Annotated in this window: 14 protein-coding genes, 1 tRNA gene and 2 pseudogenes; 6 read left to right on the forward strand and 11 right to left on the reverse strand. The window is 69.1% G+C overall.

Going from position 1 to position 18,713, the window contains the following annotated elements; genetic code table 11:
• Nucleotides 1-29 precede the first annotated feature (29 nt).
• The gene (locus tag JK359_RS08345) at nt 30-878 is read left to right on the forward strand and encodes a hypothetical protein (RefSeq protein WP_201833496.1); all 849 of its coding nucleotides are present in this window, start codon (nt 30-32) and stop codon (nt 876-878) included.
• A gap of 165 nt (nt 879-1,043) precedes the next feature.
• Here JK359_RS08345 and JK359_RS08350 read toward each other — a convergent pair whose 3' ends face one another.
• Nucleotides 1,044-2,921 (reverse strand): DUF8823 domain-containing protein, encoded by a 1,878-nt coding sequence (locus tag JK359_RS08350; RefSeq protein ID WP_201833502.1) that lies wholly within the window; start codon nt 2,919-2,921, stop codon nt 1,044-1,046.
• A 199-nt stretch (nt 2,922-3,120) separates the two neighbouring features.
• Nucleotides 3,121-5,970 carry a D-alanyl-D-alanine carboxypeptidase gene (locus JK359_RS08355; protein ID WP_201833504.1) on the reverse strand — a complete coding sequence of 950 codons (2,850 nt, stop codon included), beginning with the start codon at nt 5,968-5,970 and terminating at the stop codon, nt 3,121-3,123.
• 193 nt (nt 5,971-6,163) lie between these two features.
• Here JK359_RS08355 and JK359_RS08360 point away from each other — a divergent pair, with 193 nt between their 5' ends.
• From JK359_RS08360 to JK359_RS08370, 3 genes are all read left to right on the forward strand, one after another.
• Nucleotides 6,164-6,919, forward strand: a complete 756-nt coding sequence (locus tag JK359_RS08360; protein WP_201833506.1) for a GOLPH3/VPS74 family protein — start codon at nt 6,164-6,166, stop codon at nt 6,917-6,919.
• A gap of 209 nt (nt 6,920-7,128) precedes the next feature.
• Complete coding sequence (locus JK359_RS08365) at nt 7,129-7,986, forward strand: helix-turn-helix domain-containing protein (protein ID WP_201833508.1); 858 nt, start codon at nt 7,129-7,131, stop codon at nt 7,984-7,986.
• 189 nt (nt 7,987-8,175) lie between these two features.
• Nucleotides 8,176-8,367: a DUF397 domain-containing protein gene (locus JK359_RS08370; protein WP_201833510.1), complete on the forward strand. Its 192-nt coding sequence runs from the start codon at nt 8,176-8,178 to the stop codon at nt 8,365-8,367.
• A 365-nt stretch (nt 8,368-8,732) separates the two neighbouring features.
• Here JK359_RS08370 and JK359_RS08375 read toward each other — a convergent pair whose 3' ends face one another.
• The 3 genes from JK359_RS08375 to JK359_RS08385 form a co-directional block, all read right to left on the reverse strand.
• Nucleotides 8,733-9,581 (reverse strand): MerR family transcriptional regulator, encoded by an 849-nt coding sequence (locus tag JK359_RS08375; RefSeq protein WP_372445368.1) that lies wholly within the window; start codon nt 9,579-9,581, stop codon nt 8,733-8,735.
• Between the two features lie 87 nt (nt 9,582-9,668).
• The gene (locus tag JK359_RS08380) at nt 9,669-10,169 is read right to left on the reverse strand and encodes a glutathione peroxidase (protein WP_201833514.1); all 501 of its coding nucleotides are present in this window, start codon (nt 10,167-10,169) and stop codon (nt 9,669-9,671) included.
• A gap of 388 nt (nt 10,170-10,557) precedes the next feature.
• The gene (locus tag JK359_RS08385; RefSeq protein ID WP_201833516.1) at nt 10,558-11,568 is read right to left on the reverse strand and encodes a winged helix-turn-helix domain-containing protein; all 1,011 of its coding nucleotides are present in this window, start codon (nt 11,566-11,568) and stop codon (nt 10,558-10,560) included.
• A 353-nt stretch (nt 11,569-11,921) separates the two neighbouring features.
• On the opposite strand from JK359_RS08385, the gene JK359_RS38830 reads away from it, so the two are divergent.
• Nucleotides 11,922-13,169 carry an MFS transporter gene (locus JK359_RS38830; protein WP_236677476.1) on the forward strand — a complete coding sequence of 416 codons (1,248 nt, stop codon included), beginning with the start codon at nt 11,922-11,924 and terminating at the stop codon, nt 13,167-13,169.
• Here the strand turns inward: JK359_RS38830 and JK359_RS08390 are convergent.
• Together JK359_RS08390 and JK359_RS08395 are read right to left on the reverse strand one after the other, a co-directional pair.
• Nucleotides 13,057-13,941, reverse strand: a complete 885-nt coding sequence (locus JK359_RS08390; RefSeq protein WP_236677477.1) for a slipin family protein — start codon at nt 13,939-13,941, stop codon at nt 13,057-13,059. The genes JK359_RS38830 and JK359_RS08390 overlap by 113 nt on opposite strands.
• Nucleotides 13,942-14,247: 306 nt before the next feature.
• Nucleotides 14,248-14,958: a DUF6193 family natural product biosynthesis protein gene (locus tag JK359_RS08395; RefSeq protein ID WP_201833518.1), complete on the reverse strand. Its 711-nt coding sequence runs from the start codon at nt 14,956-14,958 to the stop codon at nt 14,248-14,250.
• Nucleotides 14,959-15,463: 505 nt separating this feature from the next.
• Here JK359_RS08395 and JK359_RS08400 point away from each other — a divergent pair.
• Nucleotides 15,464-15,703: pseudogene (locus JK359_RS08400) on the forward strand (tyrosine-type recombinase/integrase); the annotation flags it as partial.
• 71 nt (nt 15,704-15,774) lie between these two features.
• Here the strand turns inward: JK359_RS08400 and JK359_RS08405 are convergent.
• From JK359_RS08405 to JK359_RS08415, 4 genes and pseudogenes are all read right to left on the reverse strand, one after another.
• Nucleotides 15,775-15,849, reverse strand: a tRNA-OTHER gene (locus tag JK359_RS08405).
• Nucleotides 15,850-16,140: 291 nt separating this feature from the next.
• Nucleotides 16,141-17,547: a hypothetical protein gene (locus JK359_RS08410; protein WP_201833520.1), complete on the reverse strand. Its 1,407-nt coding sequence runs from the start codon at nt 17,545-17,547 to the stop codon at nt 16,141-16,143.
• 366 nt (nt 17,548-17,913) lie between these two features.
• Nucleotides 17,914-18,279: pseudogene (locus tag JK359_RS38835) on the reverse strand (hypothetical protein); the annotation flags it as partial.
• The gene (locus JK359_RS08415) at nt 18,273-18,701 is read right to left on the reverse strand and encodes an ATP-binding protein (protein ID WP_201833522.1); all 429 of its coding nucleotides are present in this window, start codon (nt 18,699-18,701) and stop codon (nt 18,273-18,275) included. The pseudogene JK359_RS38835 and the gene JK359_RS08415, both read right to left, overlap by 7 nt.
• Nucleotides 18,702-18,713: the final 12 nt, after the last annotated feature.

Raw genomic sequence — 18,713 nt, forward strand, 5'->3', positions numbered from 1 at the left:
TATGGGCGACCGCACGAAAGGGGAACCGCATGAGCGAGGACACCCGCAGCGACCTGTACGCCGAACTGGCCGCCGTCGGCCCCTACGGCATCCGCCCCGGGCATGCCCTGATCACGATGGTCGAGCCGCACCCCGGCCACGAGTACGCCTACAACCGCTGGTACGAGGACGACCACTACTACGCCGGCGCGATGGCCATGCCCTGGATGTACGCCGGCCGCCGCTGGGTCGCCACCCGCGATCTGCAGCTCCTGCGCCGCCCCGAGAAGTCGGCCGTCGCCCAGCCGGTCACCGCGGGCTGCTACCTCTCCACGTACTGGATCACCGACGGCCGCTACGACGACCACATGAAGTGGACGGTCGCCATCAACAAGCGCCTCAACAGGGACGCCCGCGTCTACCAGGACCGCACCCACGTCTTCACGGCCTTCCAGGACCACGAGACGACGGTGTACCGGGACGGCGCCGCGGGCCCGCGGGACCACCACGCCCTCGACCACCCCTACGCCGGGCTCGTGCTGGAGGTGATCGACGCGGAGTCGGCGGAGCAGCGGGCACGGCTGGTGGACTGGCTCGCCAGCCGCCACCTGCCCCGGCGCCTCGCGGGTTCCCCGTCCGCCATGGTGACGCTGTTCCGCCCGACGCCGCTGCCGGGCGACCGGATGACCTATGTGAAGCAGGTGGAGGGGGTGGACACCCGGCTGACGCTGCTGTGGTTCCTGGAGGCCGATCCGCGGGAGTGCTGGGAGGAGCACTTCACGGGCCTGGAGGAGCAGGTGGCCGAGTCGGGGTTCGGCCGGATGGAGCTGCTGGCACCGTTCATCCCGACGGTGCCGGGCACCGACCGCTACGTCACCGCGCTACGGGGAGCGGAGTAGCACCCCCGCCGCCCGGACCCTCCCGCCTCCGGCCGAGATGCACCCGCTGTCACGTGGACCGGACCGACCAGCTCTGCCGGACCGACTGGACCGACCGGACCGACCGGACCGACCGGCTCGGCCGGGCCGACCGGACCGCCCTGCCCGGCCGGGCGAGCGGAAGGCTCACCTCAGCTCGTCGGGGCACGGCGTACCGCGCGGCAGCTGGTAGGGCGCGGCCAGCCGGTACGTCCCGGCCCTGGGCGCGACCAGCACGGTCCACTTGTCCCCGTCCGCGTCCTCCTCCGTGCCCATCACACAGGCGTGGCCCTTCTCGTACGGCAGGCTCTTCCCGTGCTCGTCGACGATGCTCAGCCACGGCGAGTACGGGATCTTGACGAGGATCCGCCCGGCTTTGCTCACGTCGAGCGTCATCTCACCCTGCTCGGCCCGCTGCACCACCGCGTTCGGCTCGGCGAGCGGGGCCGGGTCGGTCACCTTGAACAGCTGCCAGTTGGTGTCGCCCCAGATCTGCTGCAGATACGGCATCCCGCGCCGCACCAGCGCCCGCTCGCGCTCGCCGCCGTCCCCGTCCGGGTTGTCCTTGGGCAGCACCACGAAGTGCACCGCCCACCGCTGGAGCCAATCGTGGTAGTTCGCCGAGTTGAGCGTGTCGTCGTAGAAGAGCGGGTTGCGCTCCATGTCGGCCTGCCGGTTCCAGCCGCGGGCCAGGTTGACGTACGGCGCGAGCGCGGAGGCCTCGCGGTGCGAGCGGGCCGGGATCACCTCGACACGGCCCTTCTCGGCACCGTTCTTCTGCAGCTCGTGCACGAGCGGGGCGAGTTCCCGCGCCCAGGACGCGGCCGGGGTGGTGTGGATGATGTCGTCCACCGTCTTGAATCCGACCCAGCCGGTGAAGCCGAGGAGCGCCAGCACGGTCACGTACCACTTGCGCGACTTCGGCACCGTGTACGGCAGGACGGCGACCAGCGTCGCACCCGCGAACAGCATCGGCAGCCGCGAGATGTTCGTGCCGATCTGCGAGCTGATGAGCCACACCAGGACGACGCCGAGGCTGTACACGGCGGCCGTCAGCCGGACGGTCACCCACTCCTTCGGCACCAGGAACAGGCAGAGCAGGCCGTACGACAGCGGAAGGATCACCGAGCCGAACGCCATCGGCTGGGTGCCCGAGAACGGGAACAGCCACGCGGACACCGCGACCACCGCCGTCGGCGCGAGCCCCAGCGCCCAGGCGCCCGGGCGCCGCTTCTGCAGGAACATCCCGGCCGCGATCAGACCCACGAACAGGCCCGCCACCGGCGAGGACATCGTGGCGAGCGCGGCCAGCGGGGCGGTGACCAGTGCCTTCGCCCAGCGCTTGTACCGCCACCGGTACGGCCAGCAGAAGACGGCCGCGGTGGCGCCCAGCGCGAACATCGTGCCGAGGCCGAAGGTCACCCGGCCGGATATCGCGTTGCACAGGAGCGCGGCGACCCCGGCGAGCGCGGCCCACAGCGGGTTCTTCACCGCCCGGCTGCGGATGAGGACCAGCGTCAGCAGGCCCGCGGAGACCGTCCCGGCGATCATCATGGTCGTACGGACGCCCAGCACCGACATCAGGTACGGCGACACCACGCTGTACGACACCGGGTGCATGCCCCCGTACCAGGCGAGGTTGTACGCCGAGTCCGGGTGCCGGCCGACGAACTCCGCCCACGCGTCCTGCGCCGCGAGATCGCCACCGCTGTTCGCGAACGTGAAGAACCAGACAATGTGCAGCACGCCCGCGAGGGCGGTCACGGACAGCACCGGGTGCCGCAGCAGCCGCTGCCGGAGGGGTTCGAGGGCGGCGAGGGGACGACGGGCGCCTCGGCCGGCCGGAGCCTCGGTACGGTTACTCTCCGTGTGCGAGTCGGTGACCGCCGCAGTGCGTGCGGCCGTGTCCGTCCCCCTGTCCGCCACCGCGCCGGTCGCGGTGTCAGTCATGGACAGGCGTATTCGCGGCCCGGGTACCGGGCCCGGAACTGCGTCGTCGGCGCGTGTCGGCTCCGTTGTGGCCACCTGAAGGCACTCCCCGTGTCCCGTCTTCTGTTCTCGGCCGCTTTTCACAAGGTTCCCGGCCGCTTCCCGTCCAGTTCGCGGCCCCGTCCCCCCGGACCGGCGAGCTGCCCCGATTCGTGACGCTAGCACGCACCCCGCCGCGGGGCTCCCGGGTGGGGCTCCGCAGGCGGGGTGCGCGGGTGGGACAGGGGAGGCGCGATCAGCCCAGGCGGGTCAGCTTCGCGCCGAGACCGGGCTCGGCCAGGTCCTGCTGCAGGGCCACCGGAACCTTCACGGCACCGGCCGAACCGTCACCCACGGTGAGCGTGCCGACCCTCGTGCCGGCCTTCGCGGTGTGCGGCACGCTGCCGGAGGCGAAGGACAGCTTCACCTTCAGCCCGGCCCAGCCGACGGCGGGGACGTCCTTGGTGGCCACCACCGGGGTGTGGCCGCCGAGCCCGTCGTCCACGTAGCCGACCACATCGCCCTTCTTCAGGATCTTCGACGAGGTCAGCGCGGACTGCGCGGCACGCAGCGCGGTCTCGCTGACCTTGTTGACCGTCTCCAGGATCTTCTCCTTGTGCTGGCCGAGGATCGCGCCGACGATCGTCACCGTCTGCCCGCCGACCTGCTTGCGGGAGGCGAAGAGCAGGTTGCCGCCGGCCGCGGTGGTGCTGCCGGTCTTGATGCCGATCGCACCCATGTGGAACGGCAGCTCGTTGTAGTTGGGCCAGAACTTGCCGGACGGGTCGGTCCAGCTGGCCGCGCTGCTGATGGCGACCAGCGCCGGTACCTTGACGAACGCCTGGCCGAGCTTCACCTGGTCCTCGGCGGTGGAGACGGTGGTCTCCTTCAGGCCCGAGGGATCGGTGTACGTGGTGTGGGTCATCCCCAGTTCCTTGGCGGTGGCGTTCATCTTCTTGATGAACGCCGCCTCCGAGCCCGAGTCCCAGCGCGCGAGCAGCCGCGCGATGTTGTTGGCGGAGGGGATCATGACGGCCGACAGGGCCTGCTTCTCGGTGAGGTGGTTGCCTGCCTTGACGGTGTTCAGCGTGGACTCGCCGTCCTTGAAGTAGCCGCCCTCCGTCTCGGCCTTCGCGTCGATCTCGATCTTCGGGCCTTCTTCGCCGGGCTTCAGCGGGTGTTCCCTGAGGATGATGTACGCGGTCATGGTCTTGGCGACCGAGCCGATGGCCACGGGCGTCTGCTTGCCGAAGCTGCCCATCGTGCCGATGCCGGCGCCGTCGATCCAGCCCTGGCCCTCGTTCGGCCAGGGCAGCTGCAGCTTGTCACCGGCGAACGTGTAGCTGTCCTTGCCGGTGAGCTGCAGGGTGGGGGACGGCAGCGGGCGGAACGCCTGCACGACCGCGATGACGATCGCCAGGACCAGGACCAGGGGGGTCCAGATCTTGACCCGGCGCACGAGCGTGCGGACCGGGGTCTCCGGGGGCGGCGGCGTGTTCGTCAGCTCCGCCAGCAGGTCCAGCGGGGGCTTGGGCGGGAGCGGCTGCTGGGTGGTGCGCTCGGGGCCGACGTGCGGGACGGTGGTGGTGGTGTCGCGGGCGGGAGCCGGGGCCTTCGCCTGCGGCTGCGGCTTGGCCGGGGGCTGTGCCGGCGCCGGTGCCTTTGCCTGCGGCTTGGCCGACGGCTCTGCCGGTGCCTTTGCCTGCGGCTTGGCCGACGGCTCCGCCGGTGCCTCTGCCTTCGGCGTTGCCTTCTCCTGCGCCTGTGTCCGTGGCTTTCCGGCCGGGCGCATGTCGTCCTTGAGCGCGACGAACTTGCTCGTGCGCTCGGAGTCGGACTCCGGGGGCTTGGGCTTGCCGCCGAGCTTGAGCATGGTCGTCGGCTGGTCGACGGCGGGCTTCCTGGGCTGTACGGCCTTGAAGACGGCGGTCGGCTGATCGACGGGGCGGGCGTCTGTGGGGCCGGACTCCGCCTCGGCTTCGCCTTCGGCGTCCGTCTTCCCACCCGCACCACCCGTGCGGGTCTCGTCGTCGGCCGCGGGTGGCCCCTGCGGGTCGTCCTCACCGTCGGCGGCCTCCGGCCCGTCACCGGCCTCCCCGGCCTCGGCTACGCCTTCGCCCCCAGCAGCCTTCGTGCCGGCACCAGCCTCACCGTCCGCGTCAGCCTCCGTGCCGCCCTCTGACTTGGCGTCCGCGTCGGCCTTCGTGCCGGCGCCGGGCTCGCTGTCCGCGTCAGTCTTCGTGTCGCCCTCGCGCTTGGCGTCCGCGCCGGCCTTCGCGCGAGCATCAGCCTCGCCGTCCGCGTCAGCCTTCGCGCCAGCGCCAGCCTTCGCGCCAGCGACAGCCTCGCTGTCCGCGTCAGTCTTCGTGCCGCCCTCTGGCTTGGCGTCCGCGTCGGCCTTTGTGCCGGCGCCGGGCTCGCTGTCCGCGTCAGTCTTCGTGTCGCCCTCTGGCTTGGCGTCGGCGTCAGCGTCTGCCTCTTCCTTTGCGGGCGCGTCAAGCTTGGCCTCTGCCTCAACCTTGGTGTCTGCCTCGGTTTCGGTGCCGGCCTCGGTGTCCGCTTCAGCTTCGGCGTCCGCTTCGGCCCCGCTGTCGGTGTGCGTGTCGGCCCCGGTGCCTGCGGTGGATTCGGTGTCCGTCGTGTGCTTGGGCTTCGTGTCGGCCGGGGGCGTGGCGTGGGACTCTGCCTTGGTGTCAGCCTTGGTGGGCCGGGCGCCCTTTGGGGTGTCGGTGGTATTCGACGGGCTGGCCGTGTCCGTGGTCGCCCCGGGGGCCGTCGCCGGGGTCCCGGCGGCGGGCTTCTCGTCCTCGGTGTTCTCGGGCTTTGCACTCGCGTCGGCTCGCGGCTCGCGTACCCACGCCGACACCGCCGCGCGCAGGGCGGTGTCCTGAGGGTCGGCGTCGGCCGGTTCCTCCGGTGTGGACGGGGTTTCGGACCGTATCGTCAGGATCTTCGTCGCGGTGTCCGCGGCGCCGTCCGAGGAATCCTTTTCGCGGGCCACTGCGAGACGCGGATCGCGCGCCTCGGGAACCGAACCCGCGCTCCCCGACGTCGGTTTCGCCGACGACTCGCGCTGCTTCGACCTGTCGGGGGACTCGCCCGCCACCGATGCCTCCTCATGCGCCGCACGCCTAAGCGCGCCCTGTCCGAACCATGTACCAGTGTCCTGTGTGAGGGCTTGGCCCCTGCGGTAGACGAGAACGACATACCTACCGGTTCCCTCACGAACCGGTCACGCGCCCTCGACAGACCAATGTGAGAGGGGTCACCCTGTCATTCATCCACGCGGGGAGGCATGGATGGGCAGGAGCCGCAGAACACTTCCGGAGGAGCTTCTGCTGCTGGCACTGGACCCGGCCACGGGTACCACTGCACAGCCGCAGTCGCTCGACCTCGGTCTGGCCGGTGCGCAGCTAGTGGAGCTGGCGCTGGCCGGACGGATAGCCCCAGACGGGGATCGTATCGCCGTGGTGGTGCCACGGCCGACAGGAGATCCGACTCTGGACTGCGCGTTGGAGTTGCTGCGAAGGCGTGGCGCTCCCGTGCGTGCCGTCCATTGGATCGGTGGGCCCCGGTTGGGCCTCAGGCAGACCTACCTGTCACATCTGGAGCGGTGCGGCATGGTCGCCGCCGTACCGGGCCAGATGTGCGGGGTGCTGCCGACGACCCGCTACCAGGCCACCGACACCGACATCAGCCGGGAGATCCGCGCCCGGCTGGACTCCGCGATCCGCACCGGCGTACCGCCGGACCCGCGGACCGCGGCGCTCGCCGCCCTGGCACACGCCGTCGGGCTCGGCAAGCACCTGTATCCGGGCAACGAGGGCCGGTCCTCGCGGTCCCGGCTGCGGGACCTGATCCGGCACGACCCCATGGGCGGGCTCGTAGCCCACGCCGTGATGGACGTGCAGAACGGTGCGGCCGCCCAGCCGCGCCGGAGCCCGGCCCCGGCGGGCCGGCAGGCCGCGTCCGGTGCCCGGGCCACGGCGGAACCCGCACGCGGGGTTCCGATGCAGCCGCGCCACGGATCCATGGCGCGCGCCGTGGCCCACTGAGCCGTAACCCCGGTCCCACAAGACCCGGTTCGGGAGCCGCTGGTCCGAGCGGGGCGGCGAGACGCTTGCGGTCTCGCCGCCCCGCTCGACTGCGTCCATGCCGCATATCCTCCGTTTCCCAGCGGTAGAAACCACCTTGGTGGCAGTCTGCTCAACAGCAGATACGGAAAGTGTTAAGCAACAGGCAGGCAGCCGGAGGTGCACGTCCCGTGGCGTCCAATGTCAATCCCACCGTCAGACGACGCCGGCTGGGCCAGGAGCTGCGCAGGCTCCGCGAGCTCAAGGGCATGACGGCGGAAGAGGTGGCGGAGCGGCTGCTCGTGTCGCAGTCGAAGATCAGCCGGTTGGAGAACGGCCGCAGAAGCATCAGCCAGCGCGATGTGCGCGATCTGTGCGGGGTCTACGAGGTCGAGGACCAGCGGATCGTCGACTCGCTGATGGAGATGGCCCGGGATTCCAGGCAGCAGGGGTGGTGGCACACCTTCGGGGACATCCCGTACAGCGTCTACATCGGTCTGGAGACCGACGCCGAGTCGCTGCGCGTGTACGAACCCCAGCTGGTGACCGGTCTGTTGCAGACCCGCGCCTACGCCGAGGCCCTGGTGCAGGGCGCGTTGCCGGAGACGTCGACGGCCGAGATCGAGAAGCGGGTCCAGGTGCGGATGCGCCGACAGGAACGTATCACCGCCGAGATCAACCCGCTCCGGCTGTGGGTCGTGCTGGACGAGGCGGCGCTGCGCCGGGTCGTCGGCAGCAAACTGGTGATGCGTGAGCAACTGGAGCACCTGATCGAGATGTCCCAGCTGCCGCACGTCACCGTGCAGGTGCTGCCGTTTGAGGTGGGCGCGCATCCGGGGCTCAACGGCCAGTACGCCATCCTGGAGTTCGCCGACGCGGCCGACTCCAGTGTGGTCTACCTCGAGGGCGTCACCAGCGACCTGTACCTGGAGAAGGCGCAGGACGTGCAGAAGTACGCCGTGATGTACGAGCATCTGCGGGCACAGTCCCTCAATGTGGAGGCGTCCCGGCAATACATCGCCGATGTGGCGAAACTGTACGCGGACTGACGTCATCTCGCAGAGGGCGCCGGATCGTACACCGTCGGTCCACTCCAGTGGAAGGCTCACCTGGAATATGCCATCCGGTTGAGTGAACGACTACTCCGGCAAGGGCGGTTGCCCGGTAGCGTCGATCACGCCAATCAGACGACATGGTTGGCGTGAACCGCACTACCGCAACTCGCAACAGGAGTGGACATGGCACTGATTCAGGGCGCTTCGGAGACGTGGATGAAGTCTTCCTATTCCGCGGGCAACGGCGCCTGCGTCGAGGTCAAGTCGCCCACCACCGCCGAACTCGCCGTCCGCGACTCCAAGGTCTCCGAGGGTCCGATCCTGGCCTTCCCCGCCACCGCGTGGAACGCCTTCGTGGCCTCGGTCAAGGCGTAAGGGGATCTCCCTGACCCTGGTCCGGACAACTGCACAAGCATCACCAGGAGAGCCCTCTCGACCAGTCGCCGTCCTTGCCGAGAGGGCACCCTCTTTCCCGGGCCCCGGGCTCTCCCGGGCCCGGGTCGTTCCGGGCCCCGGCTCTCCTGGGCCCCGGCTCTCCTGGGCCCCGGCTCTCCCGGGCCCCGGCTCTTCTGGGCCCCGGCTCTCCTGGGTGCGGGTGGTTCCGGGCCCCGGCTCTCCTGGGTGCAGGTCGTTCCCGGTCTCGGTCCGCCTCTGGGCGCACTTCACGGCGCGCCCTTCGGCTCACTTCCGGCTCACTTCCGGCTCACGTCCCGTACGTTGCCGTGCGGACGCCCACCGGGTCACCGCACCGGGAACGCCACATCGCACACCGGATCCTCGGCTCCCGCCGCCTCCCAGTCCGCGAAGTACACCTCCCGGCAGGGCCCCGCCGTCTCCAGTCCCTCCGCGGCCACCCACTGCTCCACCGCCTCGAAGGCGGCCAGGATCTGCGGATGCGCCACCTGCGCCTTGGTGATCCGGGCGTAGGCCAGCCGGGCGGCGGGCTCCACCCGGACCGTCGTCTCCCAGGCCCGGCCCTGCCGCGCGGCCCACGCCCGGGCAGCCGCCTCGTCCGCCACCGGCACACAGGACTCGGCCGGTCCGTCGCTCTCCATCGACACCTCGGAGTGGTAGACGACGAACGGCGCACCCGTGACGCCCCCGCACTCCCGGGCCGCCGACTCCAGCCGTCCCAGGGACGCGCCGATCCAGGCCGGCAGTTCGTCCGCCAGGGTGTGCCGTGACTCGGTGATCACCACCTGTGCCGGCACGTCGACGGTCTCGATCACGAACTTCTCGTACATCTCGGAGCTCCTCCCCGACAGTCGTCCACGGAGGTAGGCGGCGAGGGTGCGCTGCCCGGCGACCCGGGCCTCCACGTCCGCCCAGTAGGCGGCGAGCCGGTCGGCGGCCTCGGTGCCCCCGGCCCCGAGCACCTCGGAGATCCGGGCGAGCGGCATGTCCAGCTGCCGCAGCAGGGCGACCAGACGGGCACGGTCGACCTGGTCGGCGCGGTAGTAGCGGTAGCCGCTGGCCTCGTCCACCTGGGCCGGGGCCAGCAGGCCCAGCCGGTCGTACAGCCGCAGAGCCTTGGCCGACAGCCGGGCCCGCGCGGCGAAGGCGCCGATGGTGAGCAGCTCCTCGTTCACGATTGCCATCCTCCGTCACCGGGCGGTTCCGGTCCGCCCGGCGAGGAGGAGGCTGGTCCTTGCCCCAGGGACAAGGTCAAGCAGGGCTCAGCCGAGCTGGCCCTCGACGGCCGCGACGACCTCGGCCGACTCCGGCTCGGTCTGCGGCGAGAACCGCGCGACGACCTGGCCGTCCCGCCCGATCAGGAACTTCTCGAAGTTCCAGCGGATGTCCCCGGTGTGCCCCTCGGCGTCCGCGAACCCGACCAGCCGCTCGTACAGCGCGTGCCGGCCCTCTCCGTTCACCTCCACCTTCTCGGTCAGCGGGAAGGTGACGCCGTACGTGGCCGAGCAGAACTCGGCGATCTCCTCGGCGCTGCCGGGCTCCTGCCCGAGGAACTGGTTGCAGGGCACGCCCAGCACGGTGAAGCCCTGGCCGGCGTACCGCTCCTGGAGCCTCTCGAGGCCCGTGTACTGCGGGGTCAGGCCGCACTTGGAGGCCACGTTCACGATGAGCACGGCCTTGCCGGCGTACTGCGGCAGGTTGGCGGAGCCGCCGGTGAGGGCTCCGATCTCGACATTCAGCACGTTGTGGTCAGCAGTCGTCATGCTCGGATGCTAGCCCCGCCGGATCACCCCCCGACCCGGAGCCCCACCGCCCACACCCCCATCCGGCCTGACCGGACCCAGCCTCACCGATCACGCCCCGACGGCCGGGATCTCGTCCCGCCTCACCGATCACGGCCCGACGGCCGGGATCTCGTCCCGCCTCACCGATCACGTCCCCGACGGCCCGGATCTCGTCCCGCCTCGCCGATCACGTCCCCGACGGCCCGGATCTCGTCCCACCGCGCCGGTCGCGTGCTCGTCGGTCCCGAGTCCGCCCAGTCTCACCGGTCGGGTCCGCGTCGGTCGCGGGTTCCCCGGTCTCGCTGGTCGCGTGCCCGTCGGTCCCGAGTCCGTCCGGTCTCGCCGGTCGCGTCCTCGTCGGTCCCCGTCACCCGCCCGCCGCGTCCACCAGCACGTCTCCCGCCGCCGTCCGCGCATACAGCACCGAGCGCCCGGCCCGCCGCCGCTCCACCAGCCCCGCCTCCCGCAGCACCTTCAGGTGCCGCCCCACCGAACCCAGCCCCTGCCCGGTCACCGCGGTCAGCTGGGTGGTGCTCATGGGGGAGGCGAGGAACACCAGCACCGCGGCCCGGCCAGCCCCGAGCAGCGCACCCAGACCGGCGGGCACGGCCCCGGCACCGTCCCCGGCGAGCGCGCCGGCGCAGGGGTAGACGACGGCGTACCGCTCCCCGTCCTCCCCGCCGTTTCCTTCCTCCCCGTCCTCCCCCTCCTTCTCGTCCCAGGCGACCCATCCCACCCGCTGCGGAGTCACCGGCACGAACACCAGCTCGGCGCCGGAGATCTCACGCGGTGGATACTCGTGCAGGTTGACCTGGAAGCGGTTCTCCCCGAGCCACCGCGTGCCGCCCGGCCGCAAGGAGTCCAGCACGCTCGCCCAGCCTGCCCGGCTCACCTGCGCGGTGCGCGCCACCACGTCCGCCTCCAGCACTCGCCGACGCCGCTCCCAGTACGGCCGTACGGTTTCCTCCCACACCCACTCCAGCAGCGAGGCCGCCCGTGCCGACAGGTCGTCCCGGTCGAGTTCGGCCGGCAGCGGCCCGGCGAGCGAGAGCCGCAGATGGGCGCGGGCGTCGTCGGCACCGACCGCGCGCACCCGGGCCACTTCCTCGCCGAAGTTCTCGTCACCGCGAGGCGTGGGCGTCAGGAAGTCCGCGATCCAGTCCCGCCCCAGCCCCGCCCGCACCAGCCGCGCCGTCACCGGATCGGCCGCGAGGCGCTCCCGGTAGCCGGGCAGATGGACGCGCAGCCACTCCTGCTCACCGGGATGGGCACCGGCGCCCGAGTGCAGCAGCTTCAGGCTCGCGAAGGTCTCGGAGAGCGGGGAGACCACGAACCGGCAGCGCGCCAGTGTGTCCGCGTTGAGCTGCCACCACCCCAAGACTCCGCCCTCCCCGTCCCACTTCGTCCACCCCGACGCACTCCGCCCGAGCGCGTCTCGTACCACGCCGCCCGAGCAAGACCTCGGCCCGTACGCCCCACCGCCCACCGAGGTGCACCCCACCGCCCACTGATGTGCCCCCTCTTTGCCCGGCGACGTACCTCCACCGGCCGCTGAAGTGCCGCCTCTTTGCCCGGCGACGTATCCCCGTCGCCCGCTGACGTGCTGCTCTTGCCCTGCGACGTGACCCACTGTCCGCTGTGGCCGCCCCGATCCAATCCCCCGGACCCGGACCTTTCGCGTGTCGGCGAAACAATATCGAGTCCTTTCCGCCCCGCCCGAGACTCCGGGCCATGCCCCGTTACCGATCGCTGATCCGCACCCCGGAGTTCACGCCGCTCTTCCTCGGCACTGCCGCCCAGAACGCCGCCGCCACCGTCGGCGGTCTCGCCCTCGCCACGCTCGTGTACCGGGCGACCGGCTCCCCGCTGCTGTCGGCGGTGAGCATGTTCGGACCGTCGCTCGCGCAGGTGCTGGGCGCGACGTTCCTGCTCTCCGGCGCCGACCGGCTGCCCCCGCGTACGACCCTGACCGCCGTCTCGCTGGCTTTCGCGGCCGGCACGGCACTCCAGGCGCTGCCCGGCCTCCCGACCGGCGCGCTCCTCACCGTCGTACTCCTGCTGGGCCTGGTCGCCTCGCTGGGCGGCGGGGTCCGCTGGGGCCTGCTGAACGAGATCCTCACGAAGGACGGCTACCTGCCCGGCCGTTCGCTGTTCAACATGATGAGCGGTCTGACGCAGATCACCGGCTACGCCACGGGCGGTGCCCTGCTGACCGCCCTCTCCCCGCGGACCTGCCTGCTCCTCGCCGCGGCCCTGTACCTGACGGCCGCGCTCACCCTGCGCCTCGGCCTGACCGCCCGCCCGCCCAGGGCCACGGGCCGGCCCTCCCCGTCGGCGACCTGGCGTACCAACGCCGAGCTGTGGTCGTCCCGCCCGCGCCGGCTCACCTACCTGGGCCTGTGGCTGCCCAACGGCCTGGTGGTCGGCTGCGAGTCGCTGTACGTGGCGTACACCCCCGGCGCGGCCGGCACCCTGTTCGCGTGCGCGGCGCTCGGCATGTTCGCGGGGGACGTGACGGTGGGCCGCCTGCTCCCGCCCGCCGCCCGCTCCCGCGCGACCACCCCCCTGCTGCTCCTCCTGGCCGCGCCCTACCTCCTCTTCCTCCTGCACCCGCCACTGCCGGTCGCGGCGTTCTGCGTGGCCGTCGCCTCCGTGGGCTTCGGTGCGAGCCTGGCCCAGCAGGAGCGCCTCATGGCACTGACCGCCGACGAACTGGCCGGACACGCCCTGGGGTTGCACTCGGCGGGAATGCTGACCCTGCAGGGCCTGAGCGCGGCACTGGCGGGCTCGCTGGCCCAACTGACGTCACCGGCAGTCGCGATGGCGGCGACGGCGGCGACGTCACTGCTGGCGACGCTGGCGCTGGCTACGGCAACTCGTCGCGCCCAGCCCCCTGCTGCGGCGGAACCCCAGTCTCCCCCGTCCAGCTCTTCTCGCTCTTCTCGTTCTCGCTGTTCTTCTCGCGCGGCCTCTCGCTGAGGTCGGCGTCGATCTTCGCCACGGCCCGGTCGAAGTAGCGCAGCAGCTCGACCGGGAACGGCATGACGAGCGTGGAGTTCTTCTCGGCGGCCACCTCGACGACGGTCTGGAGGAGCCGCAGCTGCATCGCCTCGGGCGTGTCCGACATGATCCGGGACGCGTTGGCGAGCTGCTGCGCGGCCTGGAACTCACCGTCCGCGGTGATGACCCGGGCCCGCCGCTCCCGCTCGGCCTCGGCCTGCCGGGACATGGACCGCTTCAGCGACTCCGGAAGCTGTACGTCCTTGATCTCGACCCGGTCGATGTGGATGCCCCACCCCGCGGCCGGGCTGTCGATCATCAGCGCCAGCCCCTCGTGCAGCCGCTCCCGGTCGCTCAGCAGGTCATCGAGATCGCTCTTGCCGATGATGGACCGCAGGGAGGACTGGGCGACCTGGCCGACGGCGAAGACGTAGTCCTGCACCTCGATGGCCGCGCGCACGGGGTCGGTCACCCGGAAATAGACGACGGCGTCGACCTTCACCGACACGTTGTCCCGGGTGATGCCCTCCTGGGTGGGCACCGGCATGGTCACGACTTGCACGTTCACCTTGCGCATCCGGTCGGCGAACGGGATCAGGAAGGTGATGCCGGGCTGCCGGTGGGTCGGCAGGGCCTTGCCCCACCGGAACACGACCCCGCGCTCCACCTGGTTGACGACCCGCATCCCGCTCTTCAGCACGAGCAGCAGAAGCACGGCCACGACCACCACTGCGACGACGGTGCCTTCCATGGCACTCCCATCTTCGACGCGACACGGACATGGGGGAGGACAGCGTGAAGGGCGCCGACGGATGCGACCCGGGCGTCAGGGAAACGTAAAGAAACCGCCGGACGACCGTCAGGAGCAAGTCCGTTCAGACCATCCGGACACCCTCGCCGGGCACAGGACGCCCGCAATGGACCGGCCCCGCGGACTCGCCGCAGACGGACTCGGGCTCGAGAACGCTGGCAGGGCTACGAGGCCGGTGAATCGGAGACCCCGTACCCCACCACTGCGAACTCTGGGCGTGACGGTCACCGAGGTCTCCCGGGCACGTCAGCCGGCCGCCTGAAGCAGATGGCGGACAGCCGCCACTGCCTCCTCCGCAGTCGTCGTCTCGGCGAGGACCTCACCCATGTAGTTGGCGCTAATGGTGTAGGGCTTCTCCCGGTGAGCGTCCAGGCACATCGGAACGACGGTGAGGTCAGGGCGGATAGTGGTAGAAAATCGAAGCGTCCAGTGGCTGGTGAACGGGTAGAGGCAGCGCAGCGTCGGCTCGGCATACGCCGCCTCGATGAGCGCGCGGTACTCGGGCCAGTCCTGCTCGCCCGCTTCTGTGCGCAGATGCTGCCACTCGGACTCGGTCAGTTGCGCCGAATCGGGTTCTGCCACTTCGTAGCGGCCGGTGAGATGCACGAACGGCGCCGCTCGCTGGATGTCGGCCAGCTCCGCCCCTTCGTGCCAGGCTTGCGCAGCACGGACGGCCTGGGTCAGGTCCTCCGTCCATCCATCGATGAGTGCCAAACCCTGAAACGCCTCGCAGCCACGGATCGACCACCGCCGTTCGACCACCCACCCCGAGATGCCCAAGACCGTCCGGTGTGGAACCGTGCTCGCCACGGCGGCATAGCGCAGCGGGTCAGACTCCGAGACCTGGAACGGGACGGAGATGCCGTCCCTGGCCGCAACGGCCTGGAGCGCTGCTGCGAGGCTACCTTCGGCCGCAATGTCGGGATAGAGAGCTGCTAGATCAGGTGACTTGGCCATGGACCAAGATTGTGCCGCAGCCACTCGAATCAGAAGCCGAAGAAGTGAAGGGCCGGGCCTCTGACTTGCGCCCCTGAGATCGATCAACGCTGCGACCTGCGACTTGGCTGTCGGTGGTTGTCAGCGTTGGTCGTCGTTGAGCGACCTTCGACGGCCCCAGGACGGCCCGCATGGCTTCCGGCTCGCTGGCGTGTCAGTGTCACGTCTTTATCTGCTGGGAGCGAGGTAACTGCCTGCGGTACTGGGGAAGGGGAGGCAATTGGCTTCGTGGGTTACGCCGCTTCCGGGTGGTGTGGGCGTTGTCAGGGCAGCGGCGGCAGGCCCTTTGGTCACAGGCACGATTCAGAACCGTCGCGACGCCCGGCTCATCGCTGATCTCGAACGCAATTGGGAGCTGCTGGCCTTGACTGATCCGACACCGGGTGTGCTTCAGACGGAGGGGTGATTGTCGGCAAGCGGCCGGCTGGTGAAGCTCGCCTGGCAGAGGCGCTCGTAGGCCTTCTGCACCTTCACCCCCGTCACCCAGTCCGCCGGACTCCGCGTCATCCGGCTGCACGACGCTCGGCACGGCACCGCCACGCTGCTCACGGCTGCCGGGGTCGCGCCTCGCGTCGTGATGGAGATCTTGGGCCACTCCCAGATCAGCATCACCACGGACGTCTACACCCACGTCGTCCAGGACACGCAGCGCGAGGCCATGAGCCACATGGATCGCCTGCTGCGGAGGCGTCCCGGTCGTCAGTGACCGACCCCGTTGATGTCAGAAGTAGATGTCAAAGGCCCCGGACCATGATCGGTCCGGGGCCTTTTCCCTTGTGCCCCCGGCAGGATTCGAACCTGCGACACCCGCTTTAGGAGAGAGGCGGGGGAGTGGGGTCGCTGGCCTGGGGCTTCGATACCTGGCCAGGCTGCCGCGAACTTCGCCGTGTGGCGCCCCTGTTGACCGTGGCTGACCCCTGCATCTGGCACGGCAGTGGCACGAACTTCAGCCGACGACAGCCAGCCACGATGGCGGGTGCGCCGGCCGTCCAGGCGCGCGTGTGCCTCGCTGTAGCCCCACCGGCCCTAGCCACGCTGCCATGCCATTGACTAGAGCAACCCGCTACAGCCGGCCGGTGAGGACGATGCGGGAGCTCGCTCTTTCGGCGTGGGTCACAGGAGGACAATGTCAACTAATGCTGCCTATCCATTTCTTCTTGTCGACTGCGTGCTAAGGATGACTTCAAATGCAAGAAGTCGAACAAGGTCGATGTCTGGCCCGAGAGCCTCTGCTTCATCACTCTGAGGTAGCAATGCCGGTACGTTCTGATATTTAGGATCATCCTTAGAATGTACAATCCTGTTTCGAATTCTGTACACCCGGTCAGCCACTTGGTGCGCAAGTGGCGTATTTCGATTTTCGGGATTGATGCTGTCTGTAATCCCCCTGATCGGCCCCTGCTTGCTGAAATACTTCCCCCAGTCGTGTTCTGTGAAGAAATCTTGCAGGACGCCACCTCGCACGAACTCCTGCAACAGTACGCGGAGCTGCGTGGACTCTGAGGAGCTAGCGGCGTTCTCCGCCACGGAAAGAATGCGCATCAAGTACTTATCCTGACTGGCGTCGAAACGCTGATCGGAAAGTTCGAGCTCTAGTTGCCGCAAGGCGCTTCTTCTGATCGCGACAGGGAAAAAATTCTCCAGGACTTGATAGTAAGAGAGAAAGGCCAGGGAGGGATTCCCTGTAGCGCTGCCCGCAAATCCGAACAATACTGAAACGTCTGGATCGATCTTCGTGCGTGGGAAGCGAACCACCCGACTAGGACGCTCACGACGCAAACGGTGTCGGCGGTCAGTCCTCGTTGGCCAGCGAACAAGTCTCATTTTGGCGCCGTTCCGAACTTCTAGCTCATAAACGAACGAGTTCAGGAGTAGCTCGGCTTCAGCTTCCAGCTCATCTTGTTGGGAAGGAGAACCGAACTCTACTTTTACGCTGAGAGGAAACCTTGCCCGGTGCTGGTATCCCACGTTAGCGAGGACATGGCATGCGGGAGACGGGGCGGAGATCTCCATGCATATGCCTGAATCTGAAACATGGAGCGATGGAATTCGGTCTCTGGCGTTCAGGACTCCGGCTGACACTGTTAGGAAGGCGTTGGCCTCAAGCTTATGTTTGCAGTCGCCGTCAACTTCCTCGGGCACTGCGTGCATCAATGACCGTAGGAGCGAATTACTGCTAGGAAGAAACGCGCTGTTGGCACGGAGTAGCACCTCAACATATCCGCGACTCGGAATAGTGATGCCTGCCCATTTCTTGCAAGAGTTGACTCCAAGTTGGAGCTGGTTCAGCAGAAGGCTCGATTGCTGCCGGGGGATGGCTGTGCCGTACGCCGCGCCCTCGTCCCAGTTTGGATGTGCGGAAAATGATAGATAGTCCTCCCCTGTCTCCTTGATGTCGATTTTGTGACTTGATAGATCGCGAACAACGTTCTTTTCGGTCGATGACAATTCTGTAGGCTGGGAGAGGTTGCTTGCGGCTTCGACTGCCCCCAGTTCCGATACCTCTTCGTCGGCCTCGTTCCATTCACTATCATTAGCGAGTTCTGACACGTAGCACCCCTCCTATGGCGAAGAGCAACGATGTTAGTCGGCATCCAAGCTCTGTGGAGTGGTTTTGATGAATGGTTGGCCCGGTCCTGGATCGACCTGATCGGGTGCTTGTGCGAACTCGGCAACCCGGGCCGGCTACGACGTGCGAAAATGTGCATAAGAGCCCCTGACCGTCGCCTCCCAGCCACGATGTATCCCTTCCTCGCATCAGGCAACTGACCGTTGTACGCGTGGCACGGGCGCCGGCCGGGCTGGAGCGGGGCGGAGACAGGAGCGCAGGCCCGGCCGGGGGCCGGGCCGCGCGCGGTGAGCGGAGCGAGCCGCCTTGAACCTGTAGAGAAAGTTGTAACTCAGTCTGTCTGGGGGGGGCTTGAAGTCGTGTGCGCACGCCGGTAGTTCGGCCGCCTGACGGTGTGCGAGTGGCAGGAAGAGCACCGGTCGGATCGTCCAGGTGATGCGGGTCTTGGCGTGGGTCACTGACACCGTGCACGGTTCGGCGCGCAACAGGGCTCGGCGGGTTTCGATGCGGCCCTCGTACAGCCACTCCCATGCCTCATCGGAGGCGTCTGCGTCCAGGGCCGGTGAGATCGTGCGCAGTGCGACCGCTACCCAACGGTCGGCCTGGGGCGCCGAGTATGCGTCGAACGATGCCAGCAGTGCCGGCCCCCACTGCTCGGTCAGGTCCTCGGTCCAGCACTCGCACCAGTAGCCCCGCTGCGGCGGCTTCAGCATGGGTGGCCTCCTAGCGGACCGTCCGCGTACAGCTCCGCGGTGACCGTGTGGCCCTGGTCGCTGTCGTGCACGACCACCCGGTGGGCGATCGCGCTGACCATGCGCAGTCCTCGGCCGTGCTCGGCGTCCTGGTCCTGTTGCTCGACCTTCGGGGCCGTGGCCGTGCCGCCGTCGTCCGTGACCGACACCGCCACCACCTGAGCTGAGACCGCGACCGCCAGGTGGAAGCTGCCGTACTCCCGGCCGCTGGCCGTGTGCAGGATCGCGTTCGCGCTCAGTTCGCTCACGATCAGTTCGGCGTCTTCGGCTAAGGGGGAGCCGCGCAGGATGTCGCGGGTCCAGCGGCGGGCCCGGCTCACTTCTTCGGGGAATCCTGGGCAACTCAGTCCCCAGACCCGGGCTGTACTCGTATACTCGTGCATACAAGTTCCTTC

Source organism: Streptomyces actinomycinicus (genome assembly GCF_016741775.1).
In the GTDB taxonomy this organism is placed as follows: domain Bacteria; phylum Actinomycetota; class Actinomycetes; order Streptomycetales; family Streptomycetaceae; genus Streptomyces; species Streptomyces actinomycinicus.